The 25,191-nt window shown below is 66.5% G+C and carries 27 protein-coding genes and 1 pseudogene; 20 read left to right on the top strand and 8 right to left on the bottom strand.

Going from position 1 to position 25,191, the window contains the following annotated elements:
• The first annotated feature begins 140 nt into the window (after positions 1-140).
• The 17 genes from AC5Y4D_RS18840 to AC5Y4D_RS18760 all read left to right on the top strand — a co-directional run bounded on the left by AC5Y4D_RS18840 (position 141) and on the right by AC5Y4D_RS18760 (position 14,734).
• Positions 141-2,699: a hypothetical protein gene (locus tag AC5Y4D_RS18840; RefSeq protein ID WP_500037880.1), complete on the top strand. Its 2,559-nt coding sequence runs from the start codon at positions 141-143 to the stop codon at positions 2,697-2,699.
• Complete coding sequence (locus tag AC5Y4D_RS18835) at positions 2,699-3,898, top strand: hypothetical protein (RefSeq protein WP_500037879.1); 1,200 nt, start codon at positions 2,699-2,701, stop codon at positions 3,896-3,898. The genes AC5Y4D_RS18840 and AC5Y4D_RS18835 overlap by 1 nt, the downstream gene beginning before the upstream one ends.
• Positions 3,895-5,658, top strand: coding sequence for a Gp37-like protein (locus tag AC5Y4D_RS18830; RefSeq protein WP_500037878.1), 1,764 nt, complete (start codon positions 3,895-3,897; stop codon positions 5,656-5,658). The genes AC5Y4D_RS18835 and AC5Y4D_RS18830 overlap by 4 nt, the downstream gene beginning before the upstream one ends.
• Complete coding sequence (locus tag AC5Y4D_RS18825; protein WP_500037877.1) at positions 5,655-6,098, top strand: hypothetical protein; 444 nt, start codon at positions 5,655-5,657, stop codon at positions 6,096-6,098. The genes AC5Y4D_RS18830 and AC5Y4D_RS18825 overlap by 4 nt, the downstream gene beginning before the upstream one ends.
• Positions 6,095-9,109, top strand: a complete 3,015-nt coding sequence (locus AC5Y4D_RS18820) for a hypothetical protein (protein WP_500037876.1) — start codon at positions 6,095-6,097, stop codon at positions 9,107-9,109. Before AC5Y4D_RS18825 ends, AC5Y4D_RS18820 begins: the two co-directional genes overlap by 4 nt.
• Before the next feature lie 7 nt (positions 9,110-9,116).
• On the top strand, positions 9,117-9,428 hold the full coding sequence (locus tag AC5Y4D_RS18815; RefSeq protein ID WP_500037875.1) for a hypothetical protein: 312 nt from the start codon (positions 9,117-9,119) through the stop codon (positions 9,426-9,428).
• A complete protein-coding gene (locus tag AC5Y4D_RS18810) occupies positions 9,425-9,823 on the top strand; it encodes a hypothetical protein (protein WP_500037874.1) in 399 nt (132 codons plus the stop codon). Before AC5Y4D_RS18815 ends, AC5Y4D_RS18810 begins: the two co-directional genes overlap by 4 nt.
• Entirely contained in the window at positions 9,820-10,032 is a 213-nt protein-coding gene (locus AC5Y4D_RS18805) for a hypothetical protein (protein ID WP_500037873.1), read from the top strand. The genes AC5Y4D_RS18810 and AC5Y4D_RS18805 overlap by 4 nt, the downstream gene beginning before the upstream one ends.
• 149 nt (positions 10,033-10,181) lie before the next feature.
• Entirely contained in the window at positions 10,182-10,304 is a 123-nt protein-coding gene (locus AC5Y4D_RS18800; protein WP_500037872.1) for a hypothetical protein, read from the top strand.
• Complete coding sequence (locus AC5Y4D_RS18795) at positions 10,304-11,629, top strand: M15 family metallopeptidase (protein WP_500037871.1); 1,326 nt, start codon at positions 10,304-10,306, stop codon at positions 11,627-11,629. Before AC5Y4D_RS18800 ends, AC5Y4D_RS18795 begins: the two co-directional genes overlap by 1 nt.
• Before the next feature lie 37 nt (positions 11,630-11,666).
• Positions 11,667-12,638, top strand: a complete 972-nt coding sequence (locus AC5Y4D_RS18790; protein ID WP_500037870.1) for a peptidoglycan-binding protein — start codon at positions 11,667-11,669, stop codon at positions 12,636-12,638.
• Positions 12,635-13,006, top strand: a complete 372-nt coding sequence (locus AC5Y4D_RS18785; RefSeq protein WP_500037869.1) for a hypothetical protein — start codon at positions 12,635-12,637, stop codon at positions 13,004-13,006. Before AC5Y4D_RS18790 ends, AC5Y4D_RS18785 begins: the two co-directional genes overlap by 4 nt.
• Entirely contained in the window at positions 13,007-13,351 is a 345-nt protein-coding gene (locus tag AC5Y4D_RS18780) for a hypothetical protein (RefSeq protein ID WP_500037868.1), read from the top strand.
• A 12-nt stretch (positions 13,352-13,363) separates the two neighbouring features.
• Positions 13,364-13,780 carry a hypothetical protein gene (locus AC5Y4D_RS18775; RefSeq protein ID WP_500037867.1) on the top strand — a complete coding sequence of 139 codons (417 nt, stop codon included), beginning with the start codon at positions 13,364-13,366 and terminating at the stop codon, positions 13,778-13,780.
• A complete protein-coding gene (locus AC5Y4D_RS18770; RefSeq protein WP_500037866.1) occupies positions 13,780-14,385 on the top strand; it encodes a hypothetical protein in 606 nt (201 codons plus the stop codon). The genes AC5Y4D_RS18775 and AC5Y4D_RS18770 overlap by 1 nt, the downstream gene beginning before the upstream one ends.
• Positions 14,382-14,597: a hypothetical protein gene (locus AC5Y4D_RS18765; RefSeq protein ID WP_500037865.1), complete on the top strand. Its 216-nt coding sequence runs from the start codon at positions 14,382-14,384 to the stop codon at positions 14,595-14,597. The genes AC5Y4D_RS18770 and AC5Y4D_RS18765 overlap by 4 nt, the downstream gene beginning before the upstream one ends.
• The gene (locus AC5Y4D_RS18760) at positions 14,594-14,734 is read left to right on the top strand and encodes a hypothetical protein (protein ID WP_500037864.1); all 141 of its coding nucleotides are present in this window, start codon (positions 14,594-14,596) and stop codon (positions 14,732-14,734) included. The genes AC5Y4D_RS18765 and AC5Y4D_RS18760 overlap by 4 nt, the downstream gene beginning before the upstream one ends.
• 154 nt (positions 14,735-14,888) lie before the next feature.
• Here AC5Y4D_RS18760 and AC5Y4D_RS18755 read toward each other — a convergent pair whose 3' ends face one another.
• From AC5Y4D_RS18755 to hemE, 7 genes are all read right to left on the bottom strand, one after another.
• On the bottom strand, positions 14,889-15,269 hold the full coding sequence (locus AC5Y4D_RS18755) for a hypothetical protein (RefSeq protein WP_500037863.1): 381 nt from the start codon (positions 15,267-15,269) through the stop codon (positions 14,889-14,891).
• 83 nt (positions 15,270-15,352) lie between these two features.
• Positions 15,353-15,625: a hypothetical protein gene (locus AC5Y4D_RS18750; protein WP_500037862.1), complete on the bottom strand. Its 273-nt coding sequence runs from the start codon at positions 15,623-15,625 to the stop codon at positions 15,353-15,355.
• A gap of 130 nt (positions 15,626-15,755) precedes the next feature.
• The gene (locus AC5Y4D_RS18745) at positions 15,756-16,097 is read right to left on the bottom strand and encodes a hypothetical protein (RefSeq protein WP_500037861.1); all 342 of its coding nucleotides are present in this window, start codon (positions 16,095-16,097) and stop codon (positions 15,756-15,758) included.
• A gap of 46 nt (positions 16,098-16,143) precedes the next feature.
• On the bottom strand, positions 16,144-17,037 hold the full coding sequence (locus AC5Y4D_RS18740) for a tyrosine-type recombinase/integrase (protein WP_500037860.1): 894 nt from the start codon (positions 17,035-17,037) through the stop codon (positions 16,144-16,146).
• 292 nt (positions 17,038-17,329) lie between these two features.
• Complete coding sequence (hemQ, locus tag AC5Y4D_RS18735) at positions 17,330-18,025, bottom strand: hydrogen peroxide-dependent heme synthase (RefSeq protein ID WP_499946255.1); 696 nt, start codon at positions 18,023-18,025, stop codon at positions 17,330-17,332.
• A gap of 5 nt (positions 18,026-18,030) precedes the next feature.
• Positions 18,031-19,365: a protoporphyrinogen oxidase gene (locus AC5Y4D_RS18730; protein ID WP_500037859.1), complete on the bottom strand. Its 1,335-nt coding sequence runs from the start codon at positions 19,363-19,365 to the stop codon at positions 18,031-18,033.
• Positions 19,362-20,423 (bottom strand): uroporphyrinogen decarboxylase, encoded by a 1,062-nt coding sequence (gene hemE, locus AC5Y4D_RS18725; RefSeq protein ID WP_499946257.1) that lies wholly within the window; start codon positions 20,421-20,423, stop codon positions 19,362-19,364. The genes AC5Y4D_RS18730 and hemE overlap by 4 nt, the downstream gene beginning before the upstream one ends.
• A 53-nt stretch (positions 20,424-20,476) precedes the next feature.
• Between hemE and AC5Y4D_RS18720 the strand changes: the two genes are divergently transcribed.
• From AC5Y4D_RS18720 to AC5Y4D_RS18710, 3 genes and pseudogenes are all read left to right on the top strand, one after another.
• A complete protein-coding gene (locus AC5Y4D_RS18720; protein ID WP_499946258.1) occupies positions 20,477-21,283 on the top strand; it encodes an enoyl-CoA hydratase/isomerase family protein in 807 nt (268 codons plus the stop codon).
• 36 nt (positions 21,284-21,319) lie between these two features.
• Positions 21,320-21,975: pseudogene (locus tag AC5Y4D_RS18715) on the top strand (DUF3000 domain-containing protein).
• 1 nt (position 21,976) lies between these two features.
• Positions 21,977-23,263: an HRDC domain-containing protein gene (locus tag AC5Y4D_RS18710; protein ID WP_499946259.1), complete on the top strand. Its 1,287-nt coding sequence runs from the start codon at positions 21,977-21,979 to the stop codon at positions 23,261-23,263.
• On the opposite strand, the gene dxs is transcribed toward AC5Y4D_RS18710, so the two are convergent.
• Complete coding sequence (gene dxs, locus AC5Y4D_RS18705) at positions 23,260-25,188, bottom strand: 1-deoxy-D-xylulose-5-phosphate synthase (protein ID WP_499946260.1); 1,929 nt, start codon at positions 25,186-25,188, stop codon at positions 23,260-23,262. The genes AC5Y4D_RS18710 and dxs overlap by 4 nt on opposite strands.
• Positions 25,189-25,191: the final 3 nt, after the last annotated feature.

Genomic DNA, 25,191 nt, shown 5'->3' with positions numbered 1-25,191 from the left:
AATTGGATACGCCGTCCTTTTAGCTTCAGATAATTCCGTCGCTTAAGGGTGTTTCGGAGGCGATTGAGAAAGAGATCGCCGGCCAGGTCATTCCTGTCACGGTTGAGGCGCGGGTCGATGTTTCTCAGGTCGATAAGTCGGTGCGTGATGCGGTCGAAAAGGCTGAGCCGCCGGAGATTCGGGTTGAGCCGCGGGTGGATGGTGAGAGTGTTCGGCGGGATGCGCAGCGGGCCGGGGAAGATGCCGGTGAGGCGTTGCGTGACGCTATCAACGAGGCGCTGCAGGAATCCGCCGATGAGTTCGGGGTGACGCTGGATGAGTTGAAGGATCAGATTTCGGAGGACAGCGGACTTAAAGAGGCGTTGCATGATTCCCTCGTTGAGGGTTTGAAGGGTGTTGGGGAGGAATTCGGGGTTTCGGCTGATGAGCTGAGTAGGCAGATTGATGCGGCGTTGGATAGGGCGCTTAAGCAGTCGAAGCCGCCTGAGATTGTGGTTCAGCCGCGTATCGATGCTGAGCCGATCCGTGAGGAGGCCGCGCAGGCGGGGCAGAGCGCGGGTGATGTGCTGCGCGACATTATCAATGAGTCTTTGCGTGATGCGGCCGGCGATATGGGGATCAGCTTCGATGAGTTGCGGGCGCGGATCGGTGAGGAGATCGGCGGCGCGATCGGAGGGGCGATCGGGGACGCGGTTAATGGGGCTTCGCTCGGCGACATAGTGCGTAACGCGACCGGCGGTTTAGCTCCCGCGTTGGACGGCATTGTCAACGCGTTGAACGGGTTGCGGGACGGTAATTATGGGCCGGCGATCGATGGCATCAGCAACGCGATAGCGAATCTGAACCCGAAGGCCGGGGACCTGGTCACCAAGGCCACGCCGTTGCCGGGGATTCTGGCGAATATCGCCACAGAAGCCGCGAACGGTAACATCAACTTCGACAACCTCGCTAAACACGTCGGTGAGGCCGGGGAGGCGCTGTCGAAGTTCGACAAGAACGCCCCCGGATTAGAGGGCAAGCTCGGGAACGTCGGTCAAAAGGCAAGTTACGTCGCGGGCGCCTACAACGACATCAAGGGCGCGGTTGAGTGGCTCGTCGGCAACGGGGATAAGTTGGCTCATCTGCCTGGCTTGGGTGTGTTGGACAACTTGATCAACAAGTGGCCCAGCAATGCCGGCAGTTGGCTGCGCGACCAGTTCAATCAGAACGGCATCACTGTGCCGACGATCCCCGTAGACCCGCAGTATTACAGAGATGCTGAGGACCGGCGGCGCCGTGACGCTGGGTTGCCGCCGGTGCCGGCGGGGCAGATGCCTGATCCGAATGATCCGACTGAGCGGCTAAGACCAGGCGATCCGATTCCGGATGCCAAAGACTTTTATGGCGGCTCAGGGCATTTCGCGGTCGGCGGGTTGGCGAGGAAAGCCTCTGGTGGTGTGGCCGATGTCATCAACGGGTTGATCCGGGGGCCGGGTAGCGGGACGTCGGACAGCATCCTGGGTTGGCCTGCGACGGTGCGGGTGTCCAATGGTGAGTTCATCACGAACCAGCGGGCCACCGACCGTAATCTTCCGCTGTTGGAGGCGGTGAATGCTGGTGTGCCGCTGTGGGATTGGCTTAAGCAGATGCCGCGTTTCGATGGCGGCGGCAGAGTGCCTTACGGGTTGCCGGCCGGGACGAACACCGGCGGATACGGATCGTCGGGGCCGGTGTTTCCTGCGTGGGTCCACGAGATCGAGCAGCGTTTCGGCGTGAAAGCGTCCACCTATCCGGGTCATCAGGAGAAATCCGGTTTGAACAAGGGCATCGACTGGGTCGGTTCGGTTGATGCGATGCAGCGGTTCGCCGAATATTTGGCCAGCATCCGCAGCGAACTTGAGCAGGTTATCTGGATGAACCCGAACACCGGGCAGAAGATCGGTGTCGCTGATGGGCAGATGGTGGGTCCTGGTACGAGTCAGCCCGGCTACTACGCCGCCGACTGGGGCGATCACACCAACCATGTCCACACGCGGCAGTCCTACAGCTTCGGCGGCGCAGGAGGCTACTCACCAGGCAGCGGGTCGGTGCCGGGCGGGGGCATCGATATGTCGGCGCTCAAGCGTATAGGTTCGGCCGCTGCCGGGGCTCCTGGTGGTGCGACCCCGGTGGCCGCCGACGGCGGGACCGATGGATCGCCGGACGGTTCTTCTTCGGGTGGTTTCTCGGTTCCGGCGTCGTTCGCCGGCATAGCAAGCTGGGCATTCGACGACATGGTCTCCGCCGCGGAGGGCAACAGCAAACCAGGCCACCGCGACCCCAACGCCTACTTCCCCAAGGCTGCGAGCGCAGCCGTCAGCGGGCAACTGTCCTCGGCGCTCGGAGCGTTCGGTGTCCCGGGTTCGCCCGGTTGGTTGCAGGGGATCTCGCAGTTCGTCAGCGGCATATCCGTGGGCGGATCGTCGAGCGGCGGCGACGGTGCGAGCACGCCAGAGGGATTCAAGGGCGTCGGGGGTGCGGCGCCGGCGGTTGCCGCTGTCCCGGCGTCCGGTCCGGCCGCGGTGCCCGACGGTGTGCATGGTGTCAGCGCGGGGCAGCGGCCCGGCCCGCGCACCGTGGTCAACTACTCCATCAGCACTGCCCGCGTCGAGGATGCCTTCATGCGGGCGCGGCAACAGGAACTTGAAAGAGCCGCAACGCCTTTGGCCCGGTGGACCTAGTGCCGGTCTCCACGATCACCCTCGAATCATCCAACGGTGACAGCGTCGTCGTCTGCGCACCCAACGACGACTACCTAGACGACGACATCGTCCTCGACACCGACCCGAAGGGCATGTACGACGTCGGATTCAGCGTGGTCACCGTGTCCGGCGCCTTCCAGACAGGTGGCCGCCCCGTCAACGAGGACATCCCGATCCGGGAGCCGGTCCTGCCGTTCTGGCTCACCCCCGCCTCCCGGCCGCGGTTCCAACGCCTGTGGGGCACACCGGGCAACTTGCAGAAGGTGAAATGCACCTGGGACGGCCCGTCAGGGCCGCGGTGGCTGATCCTGCGGCTGGCCAAAGAGATCAGCTACACCACCGAGGACGGTTTCGACGCCGCGATCGCCGATGTGTATCACGCCGTGGTCGCCGCGCACGCCTACAACCCGATGTACGAATCCGCCGAGGAAGTCCAGTCGTGGACCAACCCAGATGACCGGTTCACCATCACGATCCAAGCCAACGGCGGCACATTCCCGCTGTCGTTCGGCGGGCAGACCGCATCCGCTGTCCCCTGGAATGTCAGCCCAGCCGCGCTGACAACCACGCTGGAAGGGCTCAGCTCGGTCGGCGCAGGCAACGTGACAGTGACCGGCACCCCGGCCACCGCCTCCACCGCCGGCACCTATCTGGTGGTGTTCGCCCCGGGAACCAACGGTGTCCTCACCGGGACGGACGGCACCCTGACAGTGGGCGGGTTCTGGGGCGACCTGGGCCTCGCGCACGGCAAGGCCACGATCGGCCGGGCGCCGAACACCGGCTGGTTCGACGTGTGGAACCCCACAGACCAGGCTGGGTGGCTGGAATGGGAGTTAGACCCCGCGCTGCAGTGGCAGTTCCCCGACTTCAGTTTCGGGCAGGAACGCAAGTGGGGCCGGGCGGCCGATGCGGACGCGGCGCGGATGATCGTCACCCCGCAGCTCGACCAGATGCTATCGGTGATGGCCGATCCGTTTATGGACACCTACGTGTCGGCGGATTTGAGCAACGCGGCCGGTTTGTTCAACGGTGTGGAGCCGCTGTACCCGGTTCCGCCGTACACCGGCACCGAGGATGATCCGGTGCTGGTGCCGGTGATCTGTACCGGCCCGGCCGGGGCGAAAGCGACTCTGCGGCAACGCCGTTTCTGGTCCGCGGAAAGTGGTTTAGACGCGTGACCGCGGCGTTCGCTGAGCCTTTCGTCGGCACCGACCACGACGACTTCAACGCCTGGGCGCGGGAGCTTCGCGAATACCGCATCGAACGCGCCTACGACCCGCCGAAAGTCATGCTCTACGACGGCGACTGGGTGTACCGGGGCACCGTGTACGGCGAGATCGGCGGCTCGGTCAACATCATCGTCAACGAGACCGGCACCATCCAGTTGCGGCTGCCGATCGACCTGGAAGACCGGCGCGGCACCTGGGCGGCGTTCTGGGCGTTGGACGAAGAAGCCCGCGGCACGACGAACATCCACGTCCGAGTCGAGATGATGGGCGCCCGTATCTGCGGCCGGATGAAGCCACAAAACGGTGTGACCGTGGTGCGCGGCGAGAAGACCGACGAAGTTGTCATCGACTTCCTCGACGACATCGAAGAGCTGAAATTCGTTCACACCGCCGGGAATCCGTTCCTGCCGTTGTCGCTGATCCAGCAGCCGAAGGCGTGGATGCTGCTCGCCCAGGCCGACCACGCGATCCTGCTGACCCTGGCGGTGAACCTGCTGCGGTTGCAGCTGACGAACATCAGCATCGAACAGATTTTCAACCTGCTGAACCCGGCCCACTGGACGATCGAGGGAATCCTCGAATCGCTGATGAACCTGTGGCAGCAGTCGCAGATCGTCGTCAAGCCACGCGCTTTCGGTGACAGCGCGGCGCCGCTGACGCTGCTGGTGGGCAGCATCAAAACATCAATCTTCGATGTGGCCGCGCCGATCCTGGAAGACGCTGAGCTGCAATGGGATCTGCGGCGGTGGTTCACCGGCGACCCGGAACCGTGGCCGGGCGCGGGCACCGGATGGCGCAACGGCACCTTGTTCGTCGGGATCGTCAACAAGTCCGGATTCCGCGAGGGCACCTCGATCGGCGGGAACCTGCTCCTCGGCCTGACCCGCACCATCGCTGACGTCCTGTCGAATCACGTCGAGGATTCCTACGACCTGTTCACCGGGGAAACGATCGACTCACGGTATTACCGTCTGCCCGGCATCCTCGGCACCCTGCCGTCGCACCCGTATGTGATTTATCGGGACGGCGACATCACCGGCATTCAGGCGTCGGAGTTCGCCCGGTCGCCCGGCGGGGCGGGGCGGATCACCGTGGGGGGCCAGTCAATGCCCGGCGTGAACGAGTTGCTGTCGGCGGCTGTGCAGTACGGCGGAGATGTGTTGGGGGACAACATTTCTGCGGCGATCTCCTTCGGCCTCGGCGTCACCGTGTCCGTGGGGTCGCTCGGCGGCGCCCTGGACTCGTTCCTGAAACCGATCTACGAGAACAGCATCTTGGCGCACATGTCGGTGCCGCTGCTGCTGCGCGTCTCCAAACAGGGTTGGGGCCACTACCTCGAAACCACCTCGACGAACGTGACGCAGGCGTTCACCGCCGCGAGCGTGATGGACCTGCGGCGGCGGCGCCGCGAAACCGACCCCGACCTCGCGTTCACCCTCACTGTGTTCCAGGCGGCGCCGTGGTTGATCGGCGACAACGGTTTCGGGCATTGGTGGCTCGGTGATCGCGTCGGCGGCACCAGCAAGTATCTGATGCCGCGGGTGTTCGTGCGGCGCTGCCGCAGCCTCGAAATCGATTGGGGCGACAGGAAAGGCGTCGACATTCAGGCGAAGTTCGGGAACACCCGCAACCTGGTCGACGCGATCGAGCGGATGGCGGGGCTGATCGGTAAGGCGATGACCGGACTGCAGGAGATCGGTTTGTGGTGAATGTGGAGAAGGATGCCGCCGCGCAGGCTGCCGGCATCACGGCGGAGTCAGCGAAAGCGTTGGCCGACAAGGTCATCGAGCAGAAGTTCGTTCCGAAGAAGATCCCCGCTGTCGACGACGTCGACGGGCAGACCAAAGCGTTGGGTGGTGCTCTGGCTTCGGCGTTGTTGACGGCCACTGAAATGCCGCTGCATCTGCTGCAGCCGGTTGTGGCTGATTTGGCGGCCCAGCTGGTTGCGCTCGGTATCCGCCAGACTGAGCATATCGACCCGGCTGCGGTGCATGCGCCGGCGTGGATCACCGACGGTGTGCGTCAGGAGTCGATCAAGGTGCCTGAGCAGCCGCGGCACACTGAGGCGGATCCGTTTGTGGCGCGCGTCGCGGAGGCGCCGGCTCCGCCGAAGCGGATGGCTAAGGCCGCGCGGGCGGTGCGGCGGTGACGACGCCGGGGGGTGTGCCGAATCTTCCTGTTGGTGCGCTGACTATCGACACGCTGGCCGCCAAAGTGCAGGATTTGACGCCTCCGGCGATGCGTGCGTGGGCGAACGAGCGGATGCCGTCGATTTTCGACACATCGAACGGTGGCAGCATGCTGTCGGATCTGACGCCGTTCGGGATCATCACCCGGATCTGGGCTGAGGTGAATTCGGCGATCGCTAACGCTGATCCGGCGGACATCAACGGGCCGGAGGATCTGCCGCCGCTGCTGCTCGACTTCATCGAGAGTCTGCCGGTGGTGGGCGAGCTGGTCGGGTTGATGGAGGCGATCCTCGGCACTTACGACGGTGATGACGCGGTGTTGTTGGCGATCCAAGAGATTTTCATGCCGATCCGCAAGTTGTTGCAGTTGGTGTCGGGTCAGCCTGTGGGGTGGCCCACGGTTGAGGAGACCACCTCCGGGTGGTTGGCTCTCAGCGATGCGCTGTCCGCGGTGGCTGCGGACACGGCTACCTTCCTGTCTGCGACGGGGCAGGCGAGTTTCGCGTTGTTGGGTGCGGCGTTGCAGACGCTGATCGGCTGGCTGTCTGCGATTCCGGCGCACCTGTTGAGCGGCAGTGTGCCGCTGCCGTCGATTCCGAGTTTGCCGTTGTCGCAGATGCCGTTGTTGGGCGGCTATTTGACGAATTTGAGCCCGTCGGGCCTGCTGTCGTTGGCGGGGTTGGGTACTGGTTCGTTGCCGGTGGGTGTTACTGCGTCGATAAGCCAAATCCCTGGTTTGGCGGCGGATTTGGCGACTCGGTTGACGGCTGGGTCGCCGTTGAATGCGGCGTTGTTGACGGGGTTGGCGCCGGTGGCGTCGATTCCGCAGTTGCCCGCCAGCATCATTCAGACGGGGACGGCTTTTGCGCAGTCGCTGATCCCGTCGTTGTCGTCGGGGTGGGGCGGCACCGTCGCGAATGATGTTGTGACGGGTGTGCAGAGTCTTCCGAATATCGGGACGGCGTTGACGACGCTGGCCGATAGGATCGGCGCGGCCGTCGGTTTGTCCGGGTCGGGTTTGAACTTCGCCACGGTCGGTTCCCAGGTCGGTCAGCTGAAAGCGCAGGCGGATGCGACCGCCAGCATCAGTAACCAGAACGCGCAGTTGCTCGCGAACCGTGCTGTCGACCAGCCCGCGGTGGCGGCGATCGACCCGACCGCCGACTCGACGTTCGATATCTGGCACGCGCCGTTCGGGAACACGCCGACGTATCTGTCTGTGACACAGGCGAATCCGGTGGGCAGCTACATCGATACCCCGGATAATGCTGTGAAGCAGGCGATCTGGTGGTACGGCGGGACGACCGCGAATATCACCGGCATGTATGTCAACGTCTACTCGGTCAACCCGACGACCGGGGTGTGGACGTGGATGTGGTCGTCGGCCAACATTATCGGCGCGGTCACCAACACGATCGGCTGGAATTCGACGAACCTGCCGATCGCGAACTACATCAACGCCAGCCAGGGCGATAAGTATGTCGTCGAGATGGTGGTGACCGGCACCGGAACCTACCAGCTGATGGGTGTGAATGGGCACTGGCTGGCGCAGCACCCGGCGGTAAAACCGGCCGGGAAGGGCGTCACCCGCACCGCCCCGGCCGTCGCGCCGACGTTCGACTCGATGGGTACCGGATTTCAGCAGACGACCACCACCTCGTCTGTCTCGGCGTCGTGGACACACACGATCAGCGCCGACATTGCCGCCAAGGGGGCGGTGTACATCGTCGCGCTGACTCAGGGCAACGGGTCGCAGAACCTGGTGGCCAAGTGTGGATCTCAGACGTTGACGCAGAAAGCGCAGGCGTCGGTGGCGTCGGTGTCGGGTACGGCGTCGTGGGAGCTGCGGATTTTCGAGTTGGTCAATCCGCCGGCGGCCACCAACCAGGCCATGACCCTGACGTTCAATTTCGCGTTCTCGCCTCAGAACGGCACGGTGTCGGTCAACTCGTTCGCCTTCGCGAACTGCTCGGGCAGCGGCACCCCGGTGCTGGTGCAGAACCAGTCGGGCAATGCGCCGTCGCACACCACGAACGGGGTCGCCGCGAATGAGTTGTCGCTCAACGTGCTCGGGATGGCTGCTGGAGCGTCCAACGGACAGGCGTTCACCGGCTACAGCCAGACCACGTTGCAGAACCGGTCGGCGCAGGGCAGCGCCAAACCGTACGTCGTCGGTGTCGCGCAGGGCACTGGCAGCAACATCACGTACTCGGCCAGCGGTTCGGGGATCACCGGCAACTATCAGAACTGGGCGTCGATCGTCCTGCCGCTCAAAGGGTTATGGCAGACAGCGCCGACCACGACCGCCAACCCGGCCACCGGCGGCGGGTACGCCGCCACCGCGCAGAACGTCCCGTACTTCTCCCTGTCCGGCGCGGCCGGGCCGCGCCGGATCGCGCCGCAGACCACGAACATCACCGGGGCGACCTGGACAGTGCCGTCTACCGCAATCGCGGGCGACCTCGTCGAACTCGCAGGGGTTGGCGGCGGCGGATCCGGCGCCGCCGCGTACGCCTACACCACCTATTTCGGTGGATGCCTGGGTTCGTGGAACCGGCAAATCCTCACGGTCGGAACCGATATTGCGGCCGGCGCGGTCATCAATGTCACCAAGGGCGGCGGCGCCGGGTCGTCGGTGAACACCGCCGCAGGGTACGGCGGCTTCGACGGCGGCAACACGGTGTTCTCGTGGACTGACCCGCTCGGTAACCCGCGCACCCTGACCTGTGTCGGCGGCCCCGGCGGGCTCGGGTTGACCGGGCCTGGCAGCTACACCGCAGCCGGCGCGGGCGGCTCCGGTCCCGGCAACCTGGCCTCGCCGGATACCGGCATCACCTACCAGGGTGGCGGCAACCAGCCCACCTACAGCCAGGGCGGCATCTTCCCCGGCGGCGGTGGCGCGGCCGGGGGTCCGTACTCCGCATCGGGTGCTGGCGCTGCGGGCGCGGCGTGGGCCACCTACTTCCGATAGGAGCGAAATGGGTTACGGGGTAGGCACTTACGTCGACATTCAGGTCGAAGGTATGGACCCGATGAAAGGTGTCGTGGTCGGCGACCCCATCAAGCCCGGGCACACGCTGGTGGCGGGCGACCCGCCGAACTATCCCGGCGACCACGAAGAATACGACCCCACCTCCGACACCCGCCGCTGGCTGCCCGTCACCGACCTGTCCTTGGACCGCATCCCCGTCAAAATCCTCGGCCCCGACTGGGACTACGAGAACCCGAACTACGGCTACGAGGGCACCACCTACTACTTCGACACCGGCGACCTGGAAGCAACACCATGACCACACACCGGCTCACACCGAAAGCCCCGCACCCCGATACTGGCCTGTCCAACGAGCTGCTCGCGTGGCGGGTCACCGGCGCCACCGCGATGGACGTGTTCGAAGGCATCGTGATGCTGCAACGCATCGGCTGGCGCTACCGGCTCACCGAGGACCCGGACAACCCGAAGACGTTGCAGCAGATCCTGATCGAAAAAGACGGGGTCTCACCGACCCTGGTCGCGAAGTACGGCGACTGGTTCGCCACCGACGGCACCTACTGCTACCGCCTCACCGACACCGAAGTCCAAACCGGATACGACCTCAACGTGTGGACCGGCCCACCACCCGCACCCGAACAAGATCCCGAGCCAGATCCCGAACCCGAAGAACCGCCGCAGGAGGAAACCTCATGACCCAACCCGCCACCCCAACGTTCGCCGACGGCGACGTCCGCATCGAACCCCAACACCGCGCCATCGCCGTCCGCCAACTCAACCAGCCCGACGCCTGGGCCATCATCTCCGCCGACCACGGCCTGCGCATCGCCGCCCGCTGGGAAATCGACGTCGTCAAAACCTGGCCGCCGATAACGATCCCCGACCCGGAAAAACCCACCAAGTAGCCGATGCGCGCCACCTACCCACCGCAGGCACGCTGCCTGTGGTGCGGCGCCCCCTGCGCAGACCACATCCCGGCGCGCTACTTCCTGCGCGCATGGCTGCTACACCGCCTACCCACCCGGGTTGCCCGCGCGCTACGCCCGGTACGCCGATGACCGTCACACCATCACCGGCCATCCTGGCCGCGGTGGTCTGCCTCGCCGCCGCCGCCATCATCGGAATCTGCGAATGGGTCTGGCGCACAACACATCACAACAAGAAAGGCCACCGCTGATGGGCTTTCGAACGGTCTACGGCAACACCCACTCCGAGAACGGTTGGCCGATGGTCGACCAAGGCTCATGCGAATGGGTCACAGTCCCCGGCGCCGACGTCAGTCTGCAAATCCAGCAAGGCCCCCCGCTGGCCATCCTGCGCGCGTTCGCCGCCGACTTCCACGCCCACGTCGAACCGCTGCGCGACGCCGACTCGGCGTGCTGGACCCCCACCAACGACGTCGCCACATCCAACCACCTGTCAGGCACCGGCATGGACCTGAACTGGAACGGCGCCGACGGCCGCACCTTCCGCCTCGGCATCCCCGAAAGCGTCGCCTACCCCGGCGACAAGGCCCTCAAGCTGCGCGAGCTGCTGGACTTCTACGAGGACATCGTCTTCTGCGGAGGCTTCTGGGACATCGGCGACTGGATGCATTTCCAGTTGAACGGTGACACCTACAACAACCCGCGCACAGCCGACTTCATCCGCCGCAAGATCCGCGCCGACGGATTCTCCACGTTCCGGCGCGGCGCACCCGTCGACCACGCACCCGGCCCAGCCGCCGACACCGCGGCCGCCGTGCTCTACGACGCCGTCCCGGTCATCGACGAAACCCGCGCCACGCAACTCGCCGACCGCATCGTCGAAGGACTCGCCCTCGCCCGATGCACCACAGTCAACGCCATCGCGATGTGGCTGGCCCAGATCGGCCACGAGTCCGGCGGATTCCTCTACACCGAAGAAATCGCGAAGAACGGCCGCTACGCCCCCTACATCGGCCGCACCTGGATCCAGATCACCTGGGAATCGAACTACCGCGGTTTCTCGCAGTGGTGCTACGAGCGGGGGCTGGTCAGTTCGCCGACCTACTTCGTCGACTGGCCCACCGAGCTGGCCCGCGACACCTGGGCGGCCCTCGGACCCGCCTGGTACATCACCGTCGCCCGCCCGCAACTACCGGCGATGTTCGACGCCGGCGACCTCGAAGGCGCCACACGCGTCATCAACGGCGGCACCAACGGGCTCGCTGATCGCCGCAACCGATACCAACAGGCCATCGCCCTCGGCGACCGCCTCCTCACCCTCGTCCGAACCGCACCACAGGAAGGTCCGCTCATGGCGCTCACCGACGACGAACAGACCGAACTACTCGACAAGGTCCGCTACATCTTCGACCAGCTCGGCCCCAAACACCCCGACTGGGGGGACGGCTCGTCGCTCGGCGTCTACGCCGACGGCGGCGAAATGACGCTGCGCGACGGCATCGCCGACCTCAAACGCAAGGTCGACTCCCCAGAGGTCGCCATCGTCTCATTCCACACCGAGGCGGTGAACAAGTGATTGGAACAGTACCTCTGCCGCTTGCGGACGCAGTCTGATGCCCCTCAAGCTCGGCGACCGCAACGAAACCGTCCGCCAGTGGCGCACCGCGATGGCCGCCCGCTTCAAGGGCTACGCTCGCGTCCTCGGCGACTTGCCCACCGACACCGACGAGTTCGGCCTACGTGCAGTGGCGTGGCAGCAGGAGTACGAGCGCCGCACTTTCCAGGTCGTTGACGGCATCGTTTCCGACCAGGACCTCGCCGGCCTCGGAATCCGGGTCCGAACCCTGCCGCTGTTCTTCACCGTCGAAGGCCACCTCTCCGATATGTTCCGCGGCCCGGTCGCAGACACCGCCACACAGCTCGAACGCGAAGGCCGCTGCCACCACCTACCCACCTGGTACAACAACGGCGCCATCCCCTTCGACAACCAATCCGGGGTCGCCGAACTCGCCCGCCGTGTCGGCCAGACCACCCAGGACAACGGCGTCCCCTTCCCGACGGGAACGAAGTTCCTGCTCGGCGGCTTCTCCCAAGGCATGATCGTCCTCTACGACTTCATCGAACAGCAGCTCATGCCCGGCAGGCCATTGGCGTGGCGAATGCCCGACTGCGTGGGGTTCCTCCAATACGGCAACCCCTGCCGCGCCACCGACCACACAGGAACCCACGGACTCGACCCCATCAAGCGGTTCGGCCTTCCTGGTTGCGTCCCAGAGTTGCCGAACGTCAAAGAGGTGTGGCGCCGCGGCGACATCTTCGCCGAGAACACCAGCGATAAGGCCGGCCAGATCAAGGCCGCCGTCTACGAAGCCGTTGCACGCGGCAACTTGTTCTCCAACCCCATGACCCTGGCTTTCCAGGTGGTGCAACTGGTGTCGGCGCCGTTCACGATGGTCATGCCGATCGTGCAGGCCATCATCTCCGGAGTCTCATTCCTCGGCCACCAACCTAACCCGCACTACTCGCCTTACGACATCGAGGACGGCCTCACGTGGGCGCGGGACCGACTTGAGGCCGCCGCATGAGGAAGTTCATCAAGGATCTGCTCGTCGAGGCGGTCGCCGACGAACGCACCCAGGCCGCTGTCCTGACCATCCTGAAAAAGACGCTGGCCGACCCTGGCACGGCGACGTTTGTCGAGGACCTGCTCGGGAAGCTGATCACCGAACGGCTGCTGCCGCTGCTGCCGGTGGCTGTCGGCGCCGCGGCCAAAGCCGCCGTCGATCAGATCGTGGAGAAGGTACCCGCCCTTGACGGTGTCGTGGACCTGACTCGCGCCACCAACAAAGCCCGCGACGAACTCAACAACCTGATCCCCGACATCGACCTCGGTATCCCGGTCCTCGACGAACTCCTGGACTGGTGGCGGCCCCAGCAACGAAAGGCGACCTGAATGGCCAAACGAATCAAGCCCCTCGCGAACCCGCGCACCGTGGCGACGTTGGTCGCGACACCCGGCGTGAAAGTCGCGGCTGTGCCCGCCGAAGTCGTCGCCGCCACCGACGGCCCGGTCACGCTGCGGCAGAAAGCCGCCCGCTACTACAAGGGTCTGGTCGCGCTCATCGGAACCATCCTCACCCTGTTGACGGCCCCGGAGATCGGCGCCCTGTCGCATCTGCTGCCCGCCCAATACCAGCATTACCTGACCATCGGGATCGGCGTCATCACCGTGCTGTCGACGTTCCTCGTTGAGAACCAGCACTGGCTCGACGACATCACCGTCCCCGGGCAAGGCTGATACCCGCGGCTGATGGCTGCATGGGAGAAAGGCCGCCGACACCAGACGTGGTGGGCGTCGGACACCGCGATCACCGCCGTCGGCGCGCTGATCATCTTCATCGCCACCATCGCCGTCGACATCGCCAACGGCCCCGGCCAAGACGCCCCCCCGTACCTGACCGGATTGTGCGGCATGGCCGGGGCGTGGCTGTTCGGCGCAGCCGGCAGCGACAAGCAGAAACGCGAAGCCGAGATCGCCAACGACGCGAAGACCGCGCGCAGCGCCGCCGAAACCGCCAAGACGCGGATGCTCGACGTCAACGAGACAGCGATCCGCGCCGAAACGAAAGCCGACCGCCTCGCCGAAGTCGCCAAAGCCAACCACCCCGAAGTCGCCGAGCACCTCCCGCCGCCGCTGATCGACAACCCCCCCGGTGGTGAATCCTGATGCTGCACATCCTCGAACTCGTCTACTCGCTGCCGTTCATCATCGGCGCCGCCGCCGGCTTCTGCGGGCAACGCTGCTACGCCCACGCCCGCGCGAAATGGCTGGACCGCCACCACCCGCTCCCCGACGGCGGAAACCACATCACCGGCAAAATCTCACAAACATGGCTGGCAGGGTTGATCGCCATCACCATGCTCGGCTACGTGCTGCTCACCGCCCAACGCACCCAGGAACAAGCCGGGCAACTCAACCAAGACGTCACCCGCTGCTGGGCCGAATCCTACGAGGCCGCGAAAGCCCGCGCCGACATCAACGACCAGGACGCCGCACTGACCAAAGAACTCGGCGAACACAGAGACGAGCTGCTCGAGGCGAACGCGGAGTGGATCCGCCGCCTCCTCAACGCCCCACCCAACATCGGGGGACAGCGTCGAGCGCCGCCAGCAGTACATGTACGACGTCACCCGCGTCTACTTCGACCGCTTCAACCAGATCATGGCGCAGATGCAGGCCGTCAAACAGCGCCAGGCCGACAACGCCGAGAAGCGGCAGCGCAACCCGCTGCCCGAGATCACCTGCGGCAAAGAGTGAAAGGACAACCGTGAACCAGGACACCCGCGAACACCTGTACGGGCTGGCCTTCTTCGCCATCTACTGCGGAGCCGTCGCGGCACGCGAAATCTTCTCCCACCCACCACAATTCGGCTGGTTCATCGGCCTGATCGCCGCAGCCGCCTGCATGTTCACCAGCGGCTACATCTTCCGCGCCGGCCACGACCGCCGCAAAGCAACCCGACGACAAGCCAACCGGCAGTGAAACCCGCGCACCGGCGGGCCACCGCGGTCCCGCAGGAGGAGCTGCTGGTGCTCGTTGCGGCGTTCCTGGCGATGCTCAGCCTCGTGGCGCTCAGCGCCGCCCTGATCGTCGCGTACGGCTCGGGCCAGCCGGTCTGATCCGCTCGCCCAGCGGCCGACCTGGCGCGCAAACGTCTCCCGCCGCCCCGACGATCGCGGCGGAAAAGAGCTAACCCGCCCCCGGTGGCCTCACGGCTGCCGGGGGCTTTCGGCGTTCAGTCGCCCAAATGTCCAGGCCCCGCGGCCCGTCGTCTCATCTGCTGGGAACCGCGGGAGTTGGTGGCGGATGCTCTTGAAGCAGAAACACGAACGCACTTCCGTCTGTGCGCCAAATTCCGGAACCGTCTTTGTCGGCCGTCACCTGTACAGGAACCTTGTGCTCGGTGCTGCGCCCGCCGACCGTGACCACCGCCAGCCCGTCGTACTCGTTGCCCGACTTCTTCACCAACACCACCCGCTCCACGCGCATCCCGTAGTGGACGAATGGCTCGTCTGTGTCGAAGTGATGCTGCAGCGACTCCTTTATCGACTCGGCCAGCCGCTCTGTCCGCTCGGATTCATTCGGCCCGGAAAACCACTTCCACCAGATCAACCCCCCGATAAGCGCCAATACCACGCCGCCGCAGGTCAGCATGGCCGTACGGGAAACCTGGAGCCCACGGTCCCGCCGCGGCGGGTAATGGCCATCATCGGAAAAGAACGCTTCATCTGTCACTGTTAACCCGCCCTATGCAGGGCTTTGCATTGCCAACACTCGTACTCTGGCTGCCCCTCGTAGACGTTCTGGATTGCGTTGCAGCGCGGGCACTTCACCGCGCGCATACCGTCTGGCGGTTTCGGAAGGCCAGGTTTCGCACAGGCCACGATGATGATGCCGATCGGGCCGAGCAGCGTGCCGACGATGAACGCCTGGACGGCCGGTGTGTCTTTGGATCGGGCGATCGCCAGCGCGACCAGACCACATACCAGCAGGAAAAACACCAACTCCATACCAGCTACACCTACGCCGCGGCACGGAATGGATCAAGGCGATTGATCGCTTCGGGCAGCGCGGCCCAGGCGTCGCGGATTTCCAGGCGCTCGTCGTCGCGCTCCGAACTCATCCATTCGGTGTTGATCATCACGGCGCCGGGTTTTCCGGCTGCGGGTCGATGGGGAAGTCTGGCGAGTTCGGGAACCATGTGCAAGAACCGGCCGTAGTGGTGAGGCTGGTCATGTGCCAGTCGCATTCATCGCGTGAACCATCGGGGTAGTTGCAGGTCATGTGGGACGCACCGAACATTCCGATGCCGCCGCACTGGCCGCCCATGTTCGCGATGCATGCCTGGTGGGCCTGGGCGTTGGTCCTGTCGGTGCATTGCCCGGCAGCGTGCGCTGTCGGTGCGTTCACCGTCAGTGTGGCCGCAGCAAACAGCACGGCGGCTCCCGCCAGCTTGAATATCTGATCACGCATCGCGATCAATTCCTCTCCGTTGTCATTGTGATGGGGTTGCTCGATTCTGCGCGTGTCACGCCGCCCCGCGGAACGGATTGAGCTCAATGGGTGGCCGGCCGAGGTCCAGCGCTGGAAAGCTGTTGACCATCGCTGCGATCCGCTTCGGCTGCACTCGGGTGTAGACGGCGGTGGTCACGGGGCTGGCGTGTCCCATGAATTCCTGGACCACGCGAATGTCTTCGACCTCGATGCCGGATGAGGCCGCCCAGTGGCGCAGCGTGTGCAACGTCGACCTGGTGCCGCTCTTGTGGAGCCAGTCGTTGCACTGCTGGGACACCTGCTGCGGCGTCACCGGCCCCGATCCCCGCTCGCGACGGAAGCACAGCCCCGTCTCCGCTAACGCCGGTTGAATCCAATCCCACGCCCACCGCGGCAGCGCCGACATTCGCTCGCGCTCCCCCTTCGTGCGCGACAGCCGGATGAACACCCCGCCGCCCGGAGCGGCTTCGAAACACGCCCGCTCAAGGTAGGCGATCTCTTTCGCTCTCAATCCGCCGTACGCCGCGAGGACCAGCCACGCCTGCAGACGCGCCGGAGCTGTGCGGATCGCGCGTTCCATAACGTCGAATGCGATCGGCCGTGGAATGCCTCGCTTCGCCTTCGGCGTGACCAGCAGCGCCGCCGGATTGTCGGGACGTATGCCCCGCTTATGCAGGTAATCGAAGTACGGGCGTATCACGGACGTCTTGAACCGCAGCTGCTCCAGCGGCAAGCTGTCCTGCCAATCCTCCAGCTCGAACTGCGTCGCGTCGACCGGATCGCGTCCAAGGTAGTCCGCGAGGTACTGCATCTGCATTCTGCGAACGCGGACCGTTCTCGGCGCGCGGCCCGCGCGCACCATCCATCGGCAGTGCTCGTCCAGGTGCGACACATCGAACCCGTAATACGCCCCCGCGATCTGCGTCACCGAACTCTCCCCCAATCTTCTGCTATTTGCTGAGAGAGAGTTCTACAGGTTTTTGCATGCGCTTGTTGTCAAAATTGGCAACTTTATTCGGCGTTGCCACCTTCGGCCGGGAACGGGCAGGGGCCGAGGTTGTCGCGACACTATGCAGACCTCGGCAATCGCAGCAACTCGATCTCGCTGCGGTTGGTCCCGGACCAGGCTTGAGGCCCCCTAGCCGGCTGCTGCGCCGAGTGGGAATCTGGCGACACGCAATCGGCGTGTCTCGTCGTGGAATTCACCCTCGGCCGGCGCGTCAGGGCAGCGCGTTGACCAATTGCTCGACCCCCACCCGCGGCCCGGTGAAGAAAGGCGTCTCCTCCCGGGTGTGCCGCCGGGCGTCGGTGGCGCGCAGTTCGCGCATCAGGTCGACGATGCGGTCCAGTTCGGGCGCCTCGAAGGCCAGGATCCACTCGTAGTCGCCCAACGCGAACGCGGGCACCGTGTTGGCGCGAACGTCCTTGTACTCCCGCGCGGCCATCCCGTGCTCGGCCAGCATGCGGCGCCGCTCCTCGTCGGGCAGCAGGTACCACTCGTAGGACCGCACGAACGGATACACGCAGATGTAGTTGCCGGGGTCCTCACCGGCCAGGAACGCGGGAATGTGGCTCTTGTTGAACTCAGCCGGGCGGTGCAACGCCACGCTGCTCCACACCGGCGTGCACGCGCGACCCAGCGTGGTGGTGCGCCGGAAGTCGGCGTAGGTCGCCTGCAGCGCTTCGACCCGCTCGGCGTGGGTCCAGATCATGAAGTCGGCGTCGGCGCGCAGACCCGCGACGTCGTAGAGACCGCGGACCACGACGCCGCGTTCCTCCTGCTGCTTGATGAAGGTGGCGGTTTCGTCGACGACGGCTTCGCGGTCCTCGCCCAACTCGCCTGCCTTCACCGAGAACACCGAGAACATCAGGTAGCGGATGGTGGCGTTGAGGGCGTCGAAGTCGAGGCGTGACATGCCTTCTATGGTGCCATCACGCTGGCGACCGCCCGGCCGGCCGCCCCGATGCAGGCCGGCACACCGATCCCGTCCAGATAGCTGCCCGCCACGGCCAGTGTCGGCGGCAGGCCGGCGCGCAACTCGGCGATCAGTCCGGCATGCCCGGGCCCGTACTGCGGCATGGCGTCGATCCAGCGCTGCACCCGGGCGTCGAGCAATTCGACGGACAGATCGAACACGTCGACCAGGTCGCTCAGCGCCCAACCCAGCAGCTCGTCATCAGACGCTCGCACAGCGAGGTCGTCGCCGAATCGTCCGAACGACAGCCGCAACAGCTGCACCTCCCCTGCCATCCCCCATTTGCGCGACGACAACGTGATCGCCTTGGCGCGCAAGCGTTCTCCGGTGGCGACCAGCACACCGGACGACTGTGGGAACGGGGTCTCGGCCGGTACCGCGAGCGCTACGACCACCGACGAGGCCGTCAGGATCCGGGAGGCGGCCGACGACGCGGAAGGGGCCACCGTCTGAACCAGACGCGCGACCTCCGCCGCCGGAACCGCCAGAATTACGCCGTCGGCCTGCCAACAGCCACCGGTCGAATCGCGCAACGTCCAGCCCGGTTCCAGCGCGTCGATCCCGGCCCGAACCCACCGGACGCCGCTGCGCTTGACCAGCTCGTCGAGCAGCACCTGGTAGCCGCCTCGCAGCGAGCCGAACACCGGTCCGCCGCCGGCCGGCGGCAAGACGCCCCGTAACGCCTCGGTCAGGCTGGCCGCACCGCGGTCCAGCGCCGCCGCCACGCCGGGAACCGCCGCGCGCAACCCGATGGTCGCCGCCGAGCCCGCGTACACCCCGCCCAGCAGCGGGTCCACCGACCGGGCTACCACCTGCTCGCCGAACCGGTCGGCCACCAACTCGGCCACCGCCGGGTCGCTGCCCGGGGTCCAGCGCAATGCCCGTTCGGGTTCGGCTTCGATGCGCGCGACCGTCGCCTCGTCGACCAGACCCACCACTGAGGCGGCCGACGAGGGGATCCCGGCCACCGTGTCCGACGGCAAAGGATTCAACCGTCGCCCGCTGTAAATCAGCGGCCGCACCCCGGTGCTGGCCCGCTGCTGATCCGACAGGCCCAGTTCGGCCAGCAGCGCCGGCATCTCGGGACGACGCAGCACGAACGCCTCGGCGCCCAGGTCCATCGGCTGCCCGCCCACCAGCTCGGTCCGCAGCACCCCGCCGAGCCGGTCTGCCGGGTCGAACAGCGTGATGTCCGCATCGGCATCGGCCAACCGCAGTCGGTACGCTGCCGTCAGCCCCGAAATGCCGCCGCCCACAACGCAATACGAGCGGGCTGTCATAGCGAGTGGACCAGCGACACCAACTCGGTCAGCACACCGGGATCGGTCTCCGGCAGCACACCGTGACCGAGGTTGAAGACATGTCCCGCAGCCCCGGCATCGACGGCGCGGCGCCCGTCGTCGACGACGGCCCGCGCCACCCGCTCGGTCACCGCCCAGCCGGCCAGCACCACCACCGGATCGAGGTTTCCCTGCAGCGCCGTGCCGGGAACGACCCGGGCGGCGGCGTCACTCAACGAGGTCCGCCAATCCACCCCGACCGCGCGAGCACGTCCCGGCTGCACCGCCTCCGACATCGCGCCCAGCAATTCCGCGGTGCCGACCCCGAAGTGCGTCATCGGCACGTCATGTTCGGCCAGCGTGGCGAACACGCGCGCGCTGTGCGGCAGCACGTACTCGCGGTAGTCGGCCAGCGACAGCGTCCCGGCCCACGAGTCGAACAGCTGGATCGCGTCCACGCCGGCACCGATCTGGCCGCGCAGAAACTCGATGGTCAGGTCGGTCAGCCTGGTCATCAACGCATGCCAGTTGGCCGGTTCGGCCAGCATCATCGCTTTAGTGCGGGCATGGTTGCGGCTCGGCCCGCCCTCGACCAGATAGGACGCCAACGTGAACGGTGCCCCGGCGAACCCGATCAGCGGAACGTCACCCAATGCCGCCACCAGCAGGCCGACAGCATCCAGCACCGGCTGAATCGCTTGCGCATCAAGGGGTTTCATGGCTTCGATGTCTGCGGTCGTGCGGATCGGGTCGGCGATCACCGGCCCCACGTCGGGAACGATGTCCAGGTCGATGCCGGCCGCGCGCAACGGCACCACGATGTCGGAGAACAGGATCGCCGCGTCGGTGCCGTAGCGGCGAATCGGCTGCAACGTGATCTCGCATGCCACCTCGGGCTCGAAGCAGGCCGCCAGCATGCTGTGCCGTTCCCGCAACGCCCGGTACTCGGGCAGCGAACGCCCGGCCTGCCGCATGAACCACACCGGTGTGCGGGTGGGCTTACGACCGGCGACCGCGGCCAGGTAGGGCGACTGCGGAAGGTCACGACGGGTACTCATCGGCATCAATGCTGCCACGCGGCCGCGGCGGCCCGGCCCGTAACATCACGCCAATGCCCGCCACCTACGACGACTTCCCCAGCCTGCGCTGCGAACTCACCGGTAACGGCCTGCTCAACCTGGTGCTCGACGCACCCGGACTGAACTCGGTTGGCCCGCAGATGCACCGCGACCTCGCCGACATCTGGCCGGTGATCGACCGCGACCCCGCGGTGCGGGTGGTGCTGGTCCGCGGCGAAGGCAGGGCGTTCTCCTCGGGCGGCAGCTTCGAGTTGATCGACGAGACCATCAACGACTACGAGGGCCGGCTGCGCATCATGCGCGAGGCCCGCGACCTGGTGCTCAACCTGGTCAACTTCGGCAAGCCGGTGGTGTCGGCGATCACCGGCCCGGCCGTCGGCGCCGGACTGGTGGTGGCGCTGCTCGCCGACATCTCGGTGGCGGGCCGGTCGGCGAAGATCATCGACGGACACACCAAGCTGGGCGTGGCGGCAGGCGACCACGCCGCGATCTGCTGGCCGCTGCTGGCCGGCATGGCCAAAGCCAAGTACTACCTGCTCACCTGCGAACCGCTCGACGGCGAAGAGGCCGAGCGCATCGGCCTGGTCTCGACCTGCGTCGACGACGGCGACGTGCTGGCCACCGCAACGCGGCTCGCGGAGAACCTCGCGGACGGCGCCCAGAACGCGATCCGCTGGACCAAACACAGCCTCAATCACTGGTACCGCATGTTCGCACCCGCGTTCGAGACCTCCCTCGGCCTGGAATTCATCGGGTTCGCCGGCCCCGACGTGCGCGAAGGCCTGGCCGCGCACCGGGAAAAGCGGCCCGCCCGCTTCAATGAACGCCGCGACAGCTGAGTGCGGATCGGCGCGCCTGATTTCGCTGGTTGGACGATGGGTCTACCGTCGGAAGCTGTGAGGCGGGCCCACAACGATGCGAAGCGCGGCTTAGAGCTGGAGCTGCGTTCATGACCTCGGCCGAACCCCAACCGTTCCGCGAGGCGGTCGCGGCGATGAACGCCGTCACCGTGCGTTCAGAGATCGAGCTGGGCCCCATCCGTCCCCCGCAGCGCCTGGCGCCCTACAGCTACGCGCTGGGGGCCGAAGTCAAACACCCCGAACTCGACATCGTCCCCGAGCGGTCCGAGGGCGACGCCTTCGGTCGGCTGATCCTGCTGTATGACCCGGAAGGCTCCGACGCCTGGGACGGCACCTTGCGGCTGGTCGCCTACATCCAGGCCGACCTGGACTCGCACGAGGCCATCGACCCGCTGCTGCCGGAAGTCGCATGGAGCTGGCTGTCCGAGGCGCTGGATTCGCACACCGAACACATGACCGCGCTCGGCGGCACCGTCACCGCGACCACGTCGGTCCGCTACGGCGACATCTCCGGTCCGCCTCGCGCGCACCAGCTGGAACTGCGCGCATCCTGGACGGCCACCACCCCGGACGTGAGCAGCCACGTCCAGGCGTTCTGCGATGTGCTGGAGCACGCGGCGGGTCTGCCGCCGGCGGGAGTCACCGACCTGAGCTCACGGTCACGCGCCTGACATGCCTGCGGAGACTGATCCGCCGGGTGGCACCGAACCCGAGCCCACCCCGCTGTTGCACCCGGCCGACGGCATGCCCGACCTCTCCGTCACCGCCCGCCAGATCGCCTCGGCCGCAGCGCAATTGGACCGCGGACGCGGCCCGTTCGCGGTGGACGCCGAACGGGCTTCGGGTTTCCGGTACTCCAACCGGGCCTATCTGATCCAGATCCGGCGCTCCGGCGCCGGCACCGTGCTCATCGACCCGGTCAGTCATGGCGGTGACCCCCTGACGGTGCTGCAGCCGGTCGCCGAGGTGCTCGGGCAGGACGAATGGATTCTGCACTCCGCGGATCAGGATCTGCCCTGCCTGGCCGAGGTCGGTCTACGGCCGCCGGCGCTCTACGACACCGAACTGGCCGGACGGCTGGCCGGCTTCGACCGGGTGAACCTGGCCACCATGGTCGAACGGCTGCTCAGCCAGGGACTGGCCAAGGGGCACGGTGCGGCCGACTGGTCCAAACGGCCGCTGCCCCCGGCGTGGCTCAACTACGCCGCCCTGGACGTCGAACTGCTCATCGAGCTGCGCGCGGCGATCTCCGACATCTTGGCGCAGCAGGGCAAAACCGATTGGGCCGCACAGGAATTCGAGTATCTGAGAACGTTCGAGGACCGGGTGGCCCCGATCACCCGCCGGGACCGCTGGCGGCGCACGTCGGGCATCCACAAGGTGCATGATCGACGGGCGCTGGCCGCGGTGCGGGAATTGTGGACCACCCGCGACCGGATCGCCGAGCGCCGCGACATCGCGCCGCGGCGGATCCTGCCGGATTCGGCCATCATCGACGCCGCCATCGCCGACCCGGCAACGGTCGACGACCTGACCGCACTGCCGATATTCGGCGGGCGCAACCAGCGTCGCAACGCCTCGATGTGGCTGTCGGCGTTGCAGAAAGCGCGGGCGAACCCGGATCCGCCGCAGGTGGCGGATGCGCCGTACGGTCCGCCGCCGCCGGCGCGGTGGAGCCGGCGCAAACCCGATGCGGCCGCCCGGTTGGAGGCGGCCCGTGCGGGGCTGGCCGAATTGTCGGAGCGGGTACAGATCCCGGCGGAGAACCTGATCGCCCCCGACCTGGTGCGACGGCTGTGCTGGGAATGGGACACATTGGCGCCGGCGTCCGGCACCACCGATGCGGTCGCGGTCACCGAGGGATATCTGCGCGCCGGGCAGGCCCGGCCGTGGCAGCGCGAACTTGTAGTGCCGGTGCTGAGCGCGGCGGTGCTGCGGGCAGCGCAACCGGAAAGTTAGTCGAGCTGCTCGCTGATCTTCGTCTGCTCCACCGGCGAACTCGCCAGTGCGGCAACCCAACCCGTGATCCGGCGAGCCACATCCTGGTCGGTGAGTCCCAGATCGGCCAGCACCTCGCCCCGCGACGCATGGTCGTAGAAGTCCTGCGGCAACCCGACATCGCGGCACGGGACGTCGACGTCGGCACGCCGCAACGCCGCCGACACCGCGGAACCGATACCGCCGGCCACCCCGTTGTCCTCCAACGTCACCAGCAGCTTGTGCTCAACTGCCAACTCGCGCAACACCTCCGGCACCGGCAACACCCAGCGCGGGTCGATCACCGTCACGCCGATGCCCTGCTTGTGCAGTCGCTTGGCGACCGCGAGGGCCATCGACGCGAACGGGCCGACCGCGACCAGCAGCACATCCTTGTTCAGGCCCGCGGCCGGGAGCGCCAGCACGTCCACCCCCGCAAGACCCGCGCCCCGCCGTTCCAGGGCCGGAATGTCCTCGCCCACATCGCCTTTCGGGAAGCGCAACGCCGTCGGTCCGTCGTCGACATCCAGGGCTTCGCCGAGTTCCTCCCGAAGCCGGGCGGCGTCGCGCGGGGCGGCCACCCGCATGCCGGGCACGACGCCCAGGATGGACAAGTCCCACATGCCGTTGTGGCTCGGGCCGTCGTTGCCGGTGACACCGGCGCGGTCGAGCACCATCGTGACCGGCAGCTTGTGCAGCGCCACGTCCATCATGATCTGGTCGAACGCCCGGTTCAGGAACGTCGAATAGATCGCCACCACCGGGTGGATGCCGCCCATCGCCAGCCCGGCCGCCGATGTCATCGCGTGCTGCTCGGCGATGCCGACGTCGAACAAGCGGTCCGGGAAGGCTTCCCCGAACGCCTTCAACCCGGTGGGACCGGGCATCGCGGCGGTGATGGCGACCACGTCGCGCCGGGTGCGGCCGATCGCGATCAGCGCGTCGGCGAACGACGCGGTCCATCCGGGCCCGGCGACCTTGGTGGACAGGCCGGTCAGCGGGTCCAGCGGTCCCGTCGAGTGCATCTGCTCGGCCTCGTCGGCCTCGGCGGGGCCGTAACCCATCCCCTTGCGGGTGACGACGTGCACGATCACCGGGCCGCCGAAGCCGCGGGCGCTACGCAGCGCGACCTCCACCGCACGCTCGTCGTGACCGTCGACCGGGCCGACGTACTTCAAACCGAGGTCGGTGAACAGCAGTTGCGGCGCCAGGGAGTCCTTGATGCCGGCTTTGACGCTGTGCATGAGGTGGTAGGCGGCCTCGCCGACCAGCGGCACCGACCGCATCGCGTTGCGGCCACGCTCCAGCAGCTGTTCGTAGGCCGGCTGCAATCGAAGCGTGGCCAGGTGATCGGCGACGCCGCCGATGGTCGGGGCGTAGCTGCGTCCGTTGTCGTTGACGACGACGATCACCGGCCGGTTCGAAGCGGCGATGTTGTTCAGTGCCTCCCAGCACATGCCGCCGGTGAGCGCGCCGTCGCCGACGATCGCGACCACGTGCCGGTTGCGGTGCCCGGTCAGTTCGAACGCCTTGGCCAGGCCGTCGGCGTAGGACAGCGCCGCGCTGGCGTGGCTGGACTCCACCCAGTCGTGCTCACTCTCGGCCCGCGACGGATAACCCGACAGGCCGCCCTTCTTGCGCAAGGTCTCGAAATCCTGCGCGCGCCCGGTCAGCATCTTGTGCACGTAGGCCTGATGACCGGTGTCGAAGATGATCGGGTCGTGCGGCGAATCGAACACCCGGTGCAGCGCGAGCGTCAGCTCGACGACACCGAGGTTCGGGCCGAGATGTCCCCCGGTGGCAGCAACCTTGTGGATCAGGAACTCGCGGATTTCCTGCGCCAGGTCGCGAAGTTGCTGTTGGGAAAGGTGCTGCAGATCGGCGGGCCCCCGGATCTGTTCGAGCATCAG

The organism is Mycobacterium sp. NGS67 (assembly GCF_059812185.1).
The sequence above is the reverse complement of the archived record's forward strand: the minus strand, read 5'-3'. Positions and strand labels throughout refer to the sequence as shown.